Origin of the sequence: Gelidibacter salicanalis, assembly GCF_016469035.1 — a bacterium.
GTDB classification, from domain to species: domain Bacteria; phylum Bacteroidota; class Bacteroidia; order Flavobacteriales; family Flavobacteriaceae; genus Gelidibacter; species Gelidibacter salicanalis_A.
Genome location: NZ_JAEHJZ010000061.1, coordinates 1 through 14,062, shown reverse-complemented (window position 1 = coordinate 14,062; position 14,062 = coordinate 1). Strand labels below are relative to the sequence as shown.

Annotated in this window: 12 protein-coding genes and 1 other RNA gene; 6 read left to right on the top strand and 7 right to left on the bottom strand. The window is 36.4% G+C overall.

Going from position 1 to position 14,062, the window contains the following annotated elements; translation table 11 throughout:
- Positions 1–234: 234 nt before the first annotated feature.
- Positions 235–789 carry a DUF1572 family protein gene (locus tag JEM65_RS20095; RefSeq protein WP_199603384.1) on the top strand — a complete coding sequence of 185 codons (555 nt, stop codon included), beginning with the start codon at positions 235–237 and terminating at the stop codon, positions 787–789.
- A 229-nt stretch (positions 790–1,018) separates the two neighbouring features.
- Positions 1,019–2,395, top strand: a complete 1,377-nt coding sequence (lpdA, locus tag JEM65_RS20090) for a dihydrolipoyl dehydrogenase (RefSeq protein ID WP_199603382.1) — start codon at positions 1,019–1,021, stop codon at positions 2,393–2,395.
- Between the two features lie 98 nt (positions 2,396–2,493).
- Here lpdA and JEM65_RS20085 read toward each other — a convergent pair whose 3' ends face one another.
- The 3 genes from JEM65_RS20085 to JEM65_RS20075 all read right to left on the bottom strand — a co-directional run bounded on the left by JEM65_RS20085 (position 2,494) and on the right by JEM65_RS20075 (position 4,147).
- Positions 2,494–2,985 (bottom strand): outer membrane beta-barrel protein, encoded by a 492-nt coding sequence (locus tag JEM65_RS20085; RefSeq protein WP_199603380.1) that lies wholly within the window; start codon positions 2,983–2,985, stop codon positions 2,494–2,496.
- The gene (aroQ, locus tag JEM65_RS20080) at positions 2,985–3,407 is read right to left on the bottom strand and encodes a type II 3-dehydroquinate dehydratase (RefSeq protein WP_199603377.1); all 423 of its coding nucleotides are present in this window, start codon (positions 3,405–3,407) and stop codon (positions 2,985–2,987) included. The genes JEM65_RS20085 and aroQ overlap by 1 nt, the downstream gene beginning before the upstream one ends.
- Positions 3,408–3,508: 101 nt before the next feature.
- Positions 3,509–4,147 carry a porin family protein gene (locus JEM65_RS20075; protein WP_199603375.1) on the bottom strand — a complete coding sequence of 213 codons (639 nt, stop codon included), beginning with the start codon at positions 4,145–4,147 and terminating at the stop codon, positions 3,509–3,511.
- A 484-nt stretch (positions 4,148–4,631) separates the two neighbouring features.
- Between JEM65_RS20075 and xerA the strand changes: the two genes are divergently transcribed.
- Positions 4,632–5,543, top strand: coding sequence for a site-specific tyrosine recombinase/integron integrase (gene xerA / locus JEM65_RS20070; RefSeq protein ID WP_199603372.1), 912 nt, complete (start codon positions 4,632–4,634; stop codon positions 5,541–5,543).
- A 295-nt stretch (positions 5,544–5,838) separates the two neighbouring features.
- Complete coding sequence (locus JEM65_RS20065; protein WP_199603370.1) at positions 5,839–6,981, top strand: sensor histidine kinase; 1,143 nt, start codon at positions 5,839–5,841, stop codon at positions 6,979–6,981.
- Positions 6,982–7,020: 39 nt separating this feature from the next.
- Here JEM65_RS20065 and rny read toward each other — a convergent pair whose 3' ends face one another.
- The 4 genes from rny to JEM65_RS20045 all read right to left on the bottom strand — a co-directional run bounded on the left by rny (position 7,021) and on the right by JEM65_RS20045 (position 9,490).
- The gene (rny, locus tag JEM65_RS20060) at positions 7,021–8,595 is read right to left on the bottom strand and encodes a ribonuclease Y (protein WP_199603368.1); all 1,575 of its coding nucleotides are present in this window, start codon (positions 8,593–8,595) and stop codon (positions 7,021–7,023) included.
- Between the two features lie 134 nt (positions 8,596–8,729).
- Positions 8,730–8,837, bottom strand: a non-coding RNA gene (gene ssrS / locus JEM65_RS20055) — 6S RNA.
- A gap of 51 nt (positions 8,838–8,888) precedes the next feature.
- The gene (locus tag JEM65_RS20050) at positions 8,889–9,182 is read right to left on the bottom strand and encodes a cell division protein ZapA (protein ID WP_199603367.1); all 294 of its coding nucleotides are present in this window, start codon (positions 9,180–9,182) and stop codon (positions 8,889–8,891) included.
- A gap of 17 nt (positions 9,183–9,199) precedes the next feature.
- Positions 9,200–9,490 carry a hypothetical protein gene (locus JEM65_RS20045; protein ID WP_199603366.1) on the bottom strand — a complete coding sequence of 97 codons (291 nt, stop codon included), beginning with the start codon at positions 9,488–9,490 and terminating at the stop codon, positions 9,200–9,202.
- Between the two features lie 344 nt (positions 9,491–9,834).
- On the opposite strand from JEM65_RS20045, the gene JEM65_RS20040 reads away from it, so the two are divergent.
- The gene (locus JEM65_RS20040) at positions 9,835–11,520 is read left to right on the top strand and encodes a M23 family metallopeptidase (protein ID WP_199603364.1); all 1,686 of its coding nucleotides are present in this window, start codon (positions 9,835–9,837) and stop codon (positions 11,518–11,520) included.
- A 9-nt stretch (positions 11,521–11,529) separates the two neighbouring features.
- Positions 11,530–13,992 carry a TonB-dependent receptor gene (locus tag JEM65_RS20035; protein ID WP_233530755.1) on the top strand — a complete coding sequence of 821 codons (2,463 nt, stop codon included), beginning with the start codon at positions 11,530–11,532 and terminating at the stop codon, positions 13,990–13,992.
- The last annotated feature ends 70 nt before the right edge of the window (positions 13,993–14,062 follow it).

Below are 14,062 nucleotides of genomic sequence, written 5' to 3'. Positions count from 1 at the left end.
GTTCCTCGCTCTGTCGAAATGACAAAATATCCTTAAAAATTTATAGAAACTAAAGTAACTGCAATGAATCCCGATAGCTATCGGGAGCAGGGTTTTTACCTTTAACTAGATAATAAAAACTAAATTTTGTTAATTCCAAATTCCAAGGGGATACTCATCCTATTGGGGTTTGGAATTTCTATTTTTTATGAGTGTTATTTTTTGAATTTTAAATTTGTTGGTTAACTTTAAGTCATGGAAACTACATTCATGTCTGGAATTATAAAACAGTTTGTTTATTATAAAACTGTAGGCGATAAAACCATTGCCCAATTGTCTTTTGAAGATATGATTTACCAACCCAATGACGCCTCCAACAGTATTTCCGTTATTGTAAAGCACATGGTCGGCAATATGTTGAGCCGTTGGACCAATTTTTTAACTGAAGACGGTGAAAAGGAATGGCGCCAACGTGACCAAGAATTTGAAGCCTCCTACACCACTAAAGAAGAACTTCAGGAGGCTTGGGATAAAGGTTGGAATTGCCTGTTTGATGCTATTTCACCACTTACTGAAAGTGACATGACCTCCATTGTTTATATTAGAAATGAAGGCCATACCGTTGCTGAAGCCATTTTTAGACAATTAGGACATTACCCCTATCATATTGGCCAAATGGCCTATATTGGTAAATTGCTAAAAGGTAATCAATGGGTGAATTTATCCATTGCTAAAGGAAACTCATCAACTTATAACAAGGATAAATTTGATAAAGAAAAGGGCACACGACATTTTACTGATAATTTATAATTCTCAATTGCTGAGAATAAATCTATTTTTCTCGGTAAATTTCATGTCAATGAGCCCCTAACCAATTATTTCTTTACGATTCAAAATCAACTTTACACTCTAAAGTTAACAACTAGCATCATTTACGAACAACTCTTAATAACTATTGCCATTTTAGGAATTGGTAATTTGCAATTTGAAATTTACTTTTTGTAACTTCGTAGCTTCTAATCACGAATAAAAAATACTCATGAGTAAATACGATATCATTGTTCTTGGAAGTGGTCCTGGTGGCTACGTAACTGCTATTAGAGCATCACAATTAGGATTTAAAACTGCAATTATAGAAAAAGAAAGCCTTGGCGGCGTTTGTTTAAATTGGGGATGTATCCCTACAAAAGCCTTATTAAAATCAGCACAGGTTTTTGAATATCTTAAACATGCCGAAGATTATGGTCTTTCTGTAAAAGAAGCCGATAAGGATTTTGGTGCGGTTGTAAAACGCAGTCGTGGTGTTGCTGAAGGCATGAGCAAAGGCGTTCAATTTTTGATGAAGAAAAATAAAATTGATGTCATTGAAGGTTTCGGGAAATTAAAGACCGGAAAAAAAGTTGACGTTGATGGTAAAGAATACAGTGCAGACCATATTATTATTGCTACGGGTGCACGTTCTAGAGAATTACCAAGTTTGAAACAAGATGGTAAAAAAGTGATCGGTTATAGAGAAGCGATGACTTTAAAAGAGCAACCTAAAAAGATGATTGTTGTTGGCTCTGGCGCCATTGGTGTAGAGTTTGCATATTTCTACAATTCAATGGGTACGGATGTGACTATTGTGGAATTTTTACCAAACGTTGTGCCTGTTGAAGATGAGGACGTTTCAAAACAATTGGAAAAATCCTTTAAGAAGAGTGGTATTAAAATCATGACCTCTTCTGAAGTGACTAAAGTAGATACTTCTGGTGAAGGTGTTGTTGCCACAGTTAAAACTGCCAAAGGTGAAGAAACCCTTGAAGCCGATATTATACTTTCAGCCGTAGGGATCAAATCTAACATTGAAAACATAGGCTTAGAAGATGTAGGTATTGCCGTTGATAGAGATAAGATTTTGGTCAATGATTATTATCAAACCAACATTCCTGGATATTATGCCATTGGAGATGTCACTCCCGGGCAAGCTTTAGCACACGTTGCTTCTGCAGAAGGCATATTATGTGTAGAAAAAATTGCTGGTCAAAACGTTGAAGCGTTAGATTATGGCAACATTCCTGGATGTACCTACGCGTCTCCAGAAATTGCCAGTGTTGGAATGACTGAAAAACAGGCAAAAGAAAAAGGTTACGATATTAAAGTCGGTAAATTTCCGTTCTCAGCCTCAGGTAAAGCAAGTGCTTCTGGAGCAAAAGACGGTTTTGTAAAAGTAATTTTTGATGCCAAATACGGCGAATGGTTAGGCTGCCATATGATTGGTGCAGGCGTAACAGATATGATTGCTGAAGCTGTTTTAGGACGTAAATTGGAAACTACAGGACACGAAGTGCTGAAAACGGTACATCCGCATCCAACAATGAGTGAGGCGGTCATGGAGGCTGTTGCTGCAGCTTACGGTGAAGTTATTCATTTATAAGATTGACGATTCACGATTAATAATACCATAAAAAACAAAGCGATTCAAAAATTTGAATCGCTTTTTTATTGGCTTTTAATTGTTTTATGGAATCTTACTTAAAGTTTTAGACCCAATCCAAAAAACAATCCGTTAGGTGCCAATTCATCTAGACCCAAAGTAAATTTAACATGGGCTTCTAAAATTTTGGAAATCTCATAACTAGAGCTGATATCCGCGCCAACTTTCAGTTTGCCGGTAAAAAAATCGAAAAAGTAATTCACACTTGGCCCTGCCAACAAATGCAGTTTCTTGGCCACTTCATAATTGGCATAAAGCGGCACATTCAAAAAATTAAAGTCGCCTACAGAAATGTATAACACTTCGGGCTGTATGATTAAAAAATCGTCAATTGGAAATGTTACAAATACCCCACCGTAAAATCCTGTTTCAGAAGTGGAATAAGATCCTAGATTTTGTTGATCAATAGTAAAAAACGTCAGATTTAGTCCTCCTTTTACGCCATATGACGTTGAAGGTTCTTGGGCATTTACGAGCAACGTAGACACCATAACCAATGCGGCTAAAACTGAGTTTTTAAATGTCATCATCAATCAGTTAAAAAACTCTGTATGGCCAATTCATAACTCTGTAATCCAAACCCAAGAATTACACCTTTGGCATTTGGTGCTATAAAGGAATGGTGTCTAAACTCTTCTCGAGCGTAGGTATTTGAAATATGAACTTCTACAACTGGGGTTGTGATTGCCTTAATAGCATCGCCAATACCAACTGAAGTATGTGTATAGGCAGCAGCATTTAAAATAATACCATCATAAGTAAAACCAACTTCTTGAATTTTGGAAATCAGTTCGCCCTCAATATTCGATTGAAAATGAAAGATTTCAACAGTAGGATATTTCGCTTTTATAGCATCCAAAAATTCATGTAGAGATAAACTTCCATATAGATCCGGTTCTCTAGTGCCCAATAAATTTAAATTGGGGCCATTAATGATCATCAATTTTTTCATAAGATAAATGTATTAAAATTTAAGTACATAAGAGCACAAAAAAAGGAAGCCAATTGGCTTCCTTATACTCACTACCCATTTGATGGCTTTAAGCGCATCACTTAAAATGAAAAGCCTACACCAAATTGCCAAACGGAATGTTTTGCATCTACATCTTTGAAAATAGTATTGTCCTTATAGATATTTGTCAAGCCGTGAGTATATCTTGCAGAAAGAGAAAAACCATTATCAAATTTATATCCAGCACCCGCAGCTACACTGGTATCAAAAATTTTCATTTGAGAATCATCTGAATTGAATTCAACATCGCCACCATCTGATGCAGGTTTATAATCAATTTCTTCCTTTACCTTAAAACCAAATTGAGGTCCTACTTCGGCATACAAACCTTTAACCAGATACAGTTTAGCCATTAAGGGAACTTGGATATAACTCAACTGATATTCTACATTGTCGTCAACATCAAAAATATTGTCTTGGTCTCTGGTTATGATATTATAACCTTGTCCGGAATACAATACTTCTGGTTGAAACGAGAAACGCTCACTCAACGGGATTTCCATAAACAATCCTAAGTTGAAGCTTGTCATTGAACCAAAATCGCCAAAATCATCACCTGTAATATTAGAAAGGTTGATGCCACCTTTTACACCAAATTGGGGGGTTGTGTCGTCTGATTGTGCATAAATTGTAGTGGCACTAAAAAGTCCCACCATAGTTGCTAAAAATAATTTTTTCATGAGGTTTTGTTTTTAAATTGATTCCAAATATAAGTAGGTAAAGACTTACCATATTTGAGATTAACACAATTTAACTGAAATTATATATTTTTAACAATTATGTAGACCAGTAGCGTTTTACCCCATAACTTTGGAAGATCACACTTTGTGTTCTCCAATTATTGAAGCAGAATATTGTGCCGATAAAACCTTACTTTATCTAACACATTTAGAAACAGGTATTAACAAATAAGGTAGAGTGTATAACTCCTTAAAAATTATAATCCAAACTGGTTTTAGCGACTCACAGATTTTGAAATTATAGAAATGATCAGAAAAAATCGTTAAATTAATTTTTTATACACCCAAAGTTAGGATATATGATTCCGGTTGCCCATTTTAGGGTCAAAATAAGGTCTATTTTAAATTTTGTCTGTACTCTATTCTGAGTTAAAAAGTTTATTATTGTCTATATTAAACAAAAACCTAAACCTTCTATTATCTAATGAAATGGCATGATGCTCTTAACGACTTTCAATTATATTTAAAAATTGAGCGTGGATTGTCCTCAAATTCGATTGCCAATTACACCTTTGACATTCAGAGGCTTATGGGGTTTTTAGAAGAAAATAGCATTAGAGTCTCCCCTCTTACCATTGAACATACCTCACTACAGCAATTTATCTTCGAGGTTTCAAAGTCGTTAAACGCAAGATCCCAGGCGCGGATTATTTCAGGATTGCGTAGTTTTTTTGGTTACCTAATATTTGAAGATTATATTAAAATCAATCCGTTAGACCATATTGAATCCCCAAAAATTGGCCGTAAGCTTCCAGATACGTTGAGTGTGGAAGATATTAACAATTTAATAGAGGCTGTAGAACTGACCAAGGAGTATAATGGCGTACGCATTGGAGAACGGGACCGCACCATTTTGGAAACATTATATAGCTGCGGATTACGGGTTAGCGAATTGACGCATCTTAAAATTTCAGATTTGTTTTTTGATGAAGGCTTTATCAAAGTCACAGGAAAAGGCGATAAACAGCGCTTTGTTCCTATTGGAGCATCAACACAAAAATATATTACAATTTACAAAGATGAGGTACGCACTAAAATAAACGTACAAAAGGAATTTAAAGACACGCTCTTTCTAAATCATAAGGGCAAACAATTGACCCGCGCGATGATTTTTACAATGGTAAAAAGATTGGCGGAAAAAATCGACCTCAATAAAACTATTTCGCCACACACCTTCAGACATTCTTTTGCCACACATTTATTGGAAAATGGTGCGGATTTAAGAGCCATACAGCTCATGTTGGGACATGAAAGCATTACCACAACAGAAATCTATATGCATGTGGACAGAAGCCATTTGAAAGCGGTGCTTAATAAATTCCATCCAAGAAAATAGGCCACTCAACAAGTTGTATCAGTTGTACTTTAGTCTTGACCATTGAAGGCGCTTTGTATCTCTTAATCTAATATTTACATTAAAATGCACTGGTTTTAATGGAATAATCCTACTTCTGCAAGAGAAATTGGACTAATAAAAGTGAACTCAACCTAAAATAAATTTTACAATTTGTCATATTTTTCATAACTTGTATATAATCCCCCTATAATTAGATTAATAGCATTTTACAATAGTTAAGTGATTTCCCCAAAATTACTCGGAGATTCTTTTTCACGTTTCTAACTTAAAAGCTATGACCTCACTTAGATCAGGATTACCAATAGATAATTTAAATTCTACGTTTGTTGATCATCTCAAATGGCAACTGGCCTTAGAGTTATCAGGTATAGGAATGTGGGAGTATAACGCGGTTGCCAATCGTGTGTATTTCTCGGAAGGCTCAAAACAGATTATTGGAGTTACTGACCCGTCATTTGGGTGTCATATTGATGCTTGGAATGACCGCGTACACCCTGATGACCGTGCCCTCTATTTTAGTAATTTTCAAGACCATTTAAATGGATTGGTCCCCATGTACGAAAATGAACACCGTGTTAGATGTGAGGATGGCTCTTATAAATGGATACGTGATAAAGGTAGAATCGTAGAGTGGGATGTACATAATAATCCAAAACGGATTATCGGGACACACACAGACATTACCAATCAAAAACAAAATGAAAACACAATCAACGAATCCTTATTGATTGCAACAGAACACAACAATAAGCTCAAAAATTTCGCGCACATTGTTACCCACAATTTAAAGCAACATACGGCCAATTTTGAGAGTTTATTGGAATTTTATGATGAAGCCGAATCTTCAGTGGAAAAGGAAGGTATAATGGCCCATTTAAAATCACTTTCTTGGTCTCTATCAAAAACCATATCCAATTTGCATGATGTTGTGAACGTGCAAAACCGTAAAGTTAAGAAGACCAAGAAAATTTATATTGCTGATGCAATAGATCACATTTTAGAACTCCTAGATATTGTCATTACAGAAAATAACGCGACCATCCATAATAACATCCCCAGAAAGCTGTTTTTGTATTATAATTGTTCCTATTTTGAAAGTATCATCCAGAATTTATTGTCAAATGCTATAAAATATAAGCATCCAGATAGAGATCCAGTGGTTTCAATTAATTTTTACTACGTCAAAAATAAATTTAGACTCACCATTACTGATAATGGTATTGGTATCGATTTGAATAAATATGGAAATGATATATTTGAATTGTATAAAACGTTCCATAATAATGATGACGCTGAAGGCGTCGGATTGTATCTTATAAAAAACCAGATAGAAAGTTATGGGGGTACCATAAAAGTAGAAAGTGAAGTCAATGTAGGTACCACGTTTACCATTACTGGCAAAAGCAAAAAAGTCTAGCATACAGCTAGACTTTTATATATAAATGATGGCATATTTTTATTTTGCGATATTTACAGCTCTTGTTTCACGAATAACGGTAACTTTTACCTGCCCTGGATAGGTCATATCCGTTTGGATTTTTTGTGAGATCTCAAATGATAAATTAGCGGCCTGCTCATCAGAAACACGCTCGCTTTCTACCATTACCCGTAATTCACGTCCTGCTTGAATGGCATAGGCCTTATTGACACCGTTAAACCCGAATGCCACATCTTCCAAATCTTTTAAACGTTGGATGTAAGAATCTAAAACTTGACGTCTTGCACCTGGTCTAGCACCAGATATAGCATCACACACCTGAACGATAGGTGCAAACAAAGTTGTCATTTCAATTTCATCGTGATGGGCCCCAATAGCATTACAAACCTCAGGTTTTTCACCGTATTTTTCTGCCCATTGCATTCCTAAAATGGCGTGAGGGGTTTCCATGTCAGCTTCAGAATCTGGCACTTTACCAATATCATGTAGTAAGCCGGCACGTTTTGCGATTTTCGGATTCAACCCTAATTCTGCTGCCATAACGCCACAAAGTTTTGAAACTTCACGTGAATGCTGTAATAGGTTTTGACCGTAAGAAGAGCGGTACTTCATACGTCCCACCAATTTGATCAATTCAGGGTGTAATCCGTGAATACCCAAATCAATTACCGTACGTTTTCCAACTTCAATAATTTCCTGCTCGATTTGTTTTTGTGTTTTTTCAACCACCTCTTCAATTTTAGCAGGATGGATTCTACCATCGGTCACTAATTTATGAAGCGATAAACGCGCTACTTCACGTCTGACAGAATCAAAACAAGATAATATAATGGCTTCTGGAGTATCATCTACAATAATCTCCACACCTGTTGCGGCTTCAATGGCGCGGATATTTCTACCCTCTCTACCAATAATGCGTCCTTTAACATCATCAGACTCGATGTTGAATACAGAAACACAGTTGTCAATAGCCTCTTCTGTACCGATACGCTGAATAGTATTGATAATTATTTTCTTAGCATCTTGTTGCGCCGTAAGTTTTGCTTCTTCTAAAGTGTCCTGGATATAAGCCATGGCATCTGCCTTAGCTTCATTTTTAAGCGACTCTACAAGTTGAGATTTTGCGTCTTCAGCAGATAGACCTGAAATAACTTCTAATTGCTTAACTTGGCTTTTATGCGCCTTATCAACTTCTTCCTTCTTTTTTTCCAAAAATTCCAGACGAAAGTCATAATCCTTTATTTTGTCTTCTATTTCTTGGGATAATTTTTTATTTTTTGCTAATTCATTTGAGATCTGAGATTCTTTATCGCGGGTTCTCTTCTCAGCTTCGGCTATTTTTTTATCACGGGACAGGATGATTTTCTCGTGTTCAGACTTCAATTCTATAAACTTCTCCTTTGCTTGTAAGAGTTTATCCTTTTTAATAGACTCACCTTCTGAATTTGCCTGTCTTAAGATGGAATTTGATTCCTCCTGGGCATTTTTAATAAGTTTTGAAGCATTGTTCTTTTCTAGTGCTTTTGCTACAATATAGCCGAGTATTATGCCTAATACTGCGCCTCCAACAATTAATAAAATTGTGTTTTCCATGTTTAGTTTAGTTTAAAAAAAATTTGATATCATCAAAAGACCCGCATATCACCGGGATTGGCTTAGCAAAACATTTGGTTGAAAATGCAAAGTCTAAGCAAAAAAAAAGCCTACATCAGCTTTGAATTTAGTATAAACTCCTTAAAAACAAGTTTAGGGCTAACAAGCTGATCAAAAATCTGCTCAAAGGCAGCTCGGTTTTACAACTTAAACTCACCCTTTTTAAAGAAATAATGTTGAGTTTATCAAATAAATAACTAATGTAGGCAGTAACCTATGTATTTTAAAGAACGTTAAGAGCTTAAATGTGACTGAAGAAGATCGTCCAAAGTGGTTAATCTGTTTTTGACATCTTCACTAACATTGTCTTTATCTATTGTTTTCTGTTCCACTTGAGAAGCAAACTGTAAAGCGCACATGGCTAAAACGTCCTGCTTGTCTCTTACGGAATAATTTTGCTCAAATTGACCAATCATAGTTTCAATTTTCTTAGCGGCTTTTCGCAATCCTTCCTCCTGACCCGGTGCAATCGTTAGCGGATACACTCTGTTAGCTATGGAAAGCTTAATTTTTAGCTGTTCTGACATTAAATACTATGCTTACATTATTCAGATAATTGTGCTATACAATGATCTATGTCTTTTATTAATGTATTTATCTTGAGCTTTGTCTCTCGTTTGTTTTCATCACTGCCCAACATTGAATTCGCAATTTTGAGGGCTTCATATTTTTCAACCCAAGAGCTCAATGCTTCCTGCTGCTGAATAATTTTTTGCTGATAACTAGCCAATTCTTCAGAAAGCTTAGCATTGGTTTGTTTTAAAACCTCTTGCTTATGTAAAACTTTGCTGACTTTATTCTCTAAAGAATCAACAATATCTTCAACTTTACTCATTTACAAATTTCAATACTGATGTAACAAAGTTAACATACCTGTTTAAAAATCACAATTGTTTTGTCATAAATTTTTAAAAATTTTAAAGTTATAATACTAAAGCACTTAGCAGTCTTAAAGTTAACTAAGCCTTACACCTTTTTGTGAATTACAAACTTAATAGACATTCTAGAAGCATCTGATAGGCTTAGGAGTTTCCTTATCTCAAAAATTAATATTGAAAACTGGAGGAATGGTAGCTTATATCAATTGCTTAAAAAGAGTGTAAAAGCGTGCAACTAATAATCTTATAACTTTAGGCACTCCTAACTTTTTTTAATATTTTTAGCCTTTTAAATCGCACTATGAAATTATTATTTATCCCACTTCTCTTAACCTCTTTCGCATTTTCCCAGATAGAGTATCCAACAGACTATTTTAGGAGTCCCTTGGACATTCCCATTATTCCTTCGGGTACTTTTGCCGAATTGCGGACCAATCATTTTCATGCCGGATTGGATATTAAAACACAGCAACGGGAAGGTCAAAATGTGTACACAGTAGCAGAGGGTTATGTAAGCCGTATTAAAGTATCACATTATGGTTACGGAAAAGTTATTTACATCACCCATCCTAATGGTTATACTAGTGTTTACGGTCACCTCTCAAGTTACGCCCCTATTATTGAAGCCTACATAAAAGCGGAGCAATACAAAAAAGAATCCTATGAGGTTGAACTGTTTCCTGCCGTGGATGAGTTGAAAGTGAATGCTGATGAAATTATTGCCTATTCTGGCAATACGGGCAGTTCAGGCGGTCCGCATTTGCATTTTGAAATACGGGATCAACAGGAACGCACCATCAATCCGTTGCTTTTTGGGCTGGAGGTTCAGGATAAAAAAACACCGTTTGTAACTGGTGTATATGCCTATACCAAAGACGATGCAGCGTCTGTTAACGGAAAAACCGGCCGAGTGGAACTGCGCCTCATCCCTACCAAAACAAAAGATTATATGGTAGAAAGTGTCACTGCTTTTGGTACCATTGGCTTTGGGGTGGTCAGTTATGATTCACAAGATTTGGCGGTTAACCAAAATGGGATTAATGGTTTGGAAGCCTTTTTTAATGGGCATAAAAAGTTTGAAATGGATTTCAATCGATTTTCTTTTTCTGAATCTCGACATATTAATAGATTTCTTGATTATGAATATTTTAAAACCAGAAGAAGTCGCATTCAAAAGTTGTTTGTTGAACAAGGAAACGTACTCAGTCTTTATCAAACCCTAGACAATGACGGTTACGTGACCATTGAAGATAGCACTGCTTCAGTTTATAAGGTTCGGATTAAGGATTTCCATGGTAATGAATCTTGGGTAACGATTCCTATTAATGGAAAACAGGCGTCAAACACTCCAAACCTAGTTGATACCAAAGCTAAAACATATATTTTCTCTGATCAGCCTACCAATTTGACCGACAAAAACGTCTCGGTTTACATTCCTGCAAACAGTTTTTATGAAGATACGTTTGTGGACTTTAAAGTAAGCAACGACACATTGTATTTACATAAAGACCTGATTCCACTTCAAAAAAACGTGACTATAACTTATGACGTCAGCAACTATAAAGATGCAGAAAAGAATAAATTATATATTGCTGAGCTTATTGGCTCTAGAAATTACCCAAGTTATCTCAACACGAAAAGAAGCGATAATATATTAACCGCTTCATCCAATGCTTTGGGAACTTATGCTTTAGTAATGGACACCCAAGGACCAAAAATATCAGCCACAAACTTCCAGGATGGAAAATGGCTGAGTAATTTTCGCTATCTTAAATTTAAAATTACGGACAACCTTTCTGGCATCAGTAATTACCGAGCCACTATAAATGGCAAATTTATTTTGACAGAATATGAATATAAAACCAACTCCTTAACATTTGATTTTAATGATAATGTGGCGACGGAAACCAAAAACGAATTGAAATTGGTGGTCACTGATAATGTAGGAAATAGTTCTACATTTGAAGCAACCTTTTTTAGAAAATAAACCCTCTCCTTGAAACTACATTTGTACCTGTTGCGCTTCGCCTTTATTGTGTTACCTGCTTTGGTGTGGTCACAAACAGCAACCATAAAAGGAATTATTTTGGATGACGCTCATTTGCCTATTGACAATGTCAATATTAAAGTGGGTGACATCGGGACCAACTCTAACACCAATGGCTTCTACGAGCTAAAGATTCCTGCCCATAGTGAAGTTACCGTAGCGTTTACGCATATTTTGTACAAACGTGTGATTGTAAAATTCAATCTCAAAAACGGACAAGTTGTAGAATTTAATCCGGTAATGAGTTTGAATATTGAGCAAATTGCAACTGTAGTAATTAATAGCAACCAACGCCAATCTGTAACCGGCGTGACTATTATTGCTCCAGAACTGCTCAGAACCATTAAAGGGGCACAACCGGGTGTAGAGAATATTTTAAAAACCTTGCCTGGGGTAAATATTTCCAATGAGTTGAGCACCCAATATTCGGTACGTGGCGGTAATTTTGATGAAAATTTGGTATATGTCAATGACATTGAGGTCTACAGACCGTTCTTAGTGCGTTCTGGACAACAGGAAGGTTTGAGCTTTGTCAATACGGATTTGGTGCAGAACATTGATTTTTCTGCCGGTGGTTTTCAAGCAAAATATGGTGATAAATTATCTTCAGTATTGGATATTACTTATAAAACGCCGATAAAATTTGGTGTCAACGCTGATTTATCCTTATTGGGTGGCAGCATCTCTGCGGAAGCGGTGTCAAAAGATTCCAAATTTTCAGGAATAATTGGGGTGCGTTATAGAGATAACGGTTTAATCTTAAATTCATTAGAAACAGAAGGCATCGTAAAACCCGTATTTGCCGATGCACAAACCTATCTGACGTATAAGTTTACAGATAAATTTCAAGTGAATTTTTTAGGAAATATTTCCAGCAACAAGTATACGTTTGAGCCACAAAACAGACAAACCAATTTTGGTACAATAGCCGATCCAAAAGCTTTATTGGTCTATTATGAAGGTCAGGAAAAAGATGCCTACAACACCTATTTTGGCGCGTTTAAAGCGAATTATTTTGCAAGTGAAGACCTCACCTTGAAATTGGTCGCCTCCACGTACCACACCACTGAAGAGGAATATTTTGATATTTTGGCACAATACCGTTTGGGGGAAGTGAATACCAATATAGGTGATGAGAATTTAGGCGAAGTGGAGTTTAGCGAAGGAATAGGCTCCCAACTTACACACGCCAGAAATGATTTGGATGCTATGATTACCACGGTTGAGCATAAAGGCGATTATAAAATGGACGACAACACATTGGAGTGGTCCATTAAATATACGCATGAAGATATTCGGGATCGTTTGGTAGAATGGGAAGTGATTGACTCCGCCGGATTTTCCATAAATCCGCCGAATCTAGATGTTTTCAAAGACCAACCCTACCAAACTTATCAAGGGCCTTTGGTGGCGTTTCAAAATGTAAGAGCTACCAATTACGTTAAAATTGAACGCTTTCAGGCCTATGCGCAATGGAGCAAGCGCTCAGAGTTGGGGACGAATGAAGTGTTTTACAATTTAGGTGTGAGAGCGCATCATTGGACGGTTAATGGCGATGGTATCGAAAGCAACTCACAAACCGTATTTAGTCCGAGAGCTCAATTTGCCATTAAACCAGATTGGGATAAAGACATGCTGTTTAGGGTGGCTGGCGGATTGTATTACCAACCTCCATTTTACAGAGAACTCAGAGATTCTTCCGGTACGGTAAAACCAGAGGTACAGGCGCAAAAATCGATTCATCTCGTTTTGGGCAATGAGTACAGTTTTAAAATGTGGGACCGACCGTTTAAATTGGTTTCTGAAGCGTATTATAAACACATGACTGATGTTAACCCTTATACTTTAGAAAATGTAAGGATCAGGTATCGCGCTAATAATAATGCGAAGGCTTATGCGTATGGTTTGGACTTAAGATTGAACGGCGAGTTTGTTCCTGGTACCGAATCGTGGTTCAGTTTTGGGTATTTAAAGACTGAAGAAAATATTGAAAACCGCGGCTACATCGCAAGACCTACGGATCAGCGTTTGAAGTTTGGGGTGTTGTTTCAAGATTATGTACCTAATATTCCGGAGTTAAAAGTATACCTGAATTTGGTATATAATACCGGTGTTCCGGGTGGTTCTCCCAGTTATGCCAATCCTTACGACTACCAAAATAGATTACGCGATTATAAGCGTGCCGATGTCGGTTTTTCTTATGCCATTGTAGACGGAGATAGAACCTACACTTCCAATTGGAAAAATGCCTTTAAAGAGCTCACCATTGGTGTGGAGGTTTTTAATATGTTCGACGTTCAAAACTCCATCACCAATACTTGGGTGAGAGATGTGTATAGCAAACGCCAATCTGCAGTTCCCAATTATTTAAGCCCGCGGGTGTTTAATGTGCGACTGTCTATGAAGTTTTAAGATTTTTAGTTTAGTAAACCCTATCTTAATAATGGATTTTACAAGAGTTTTTAAATTAGTAAAACTCAAT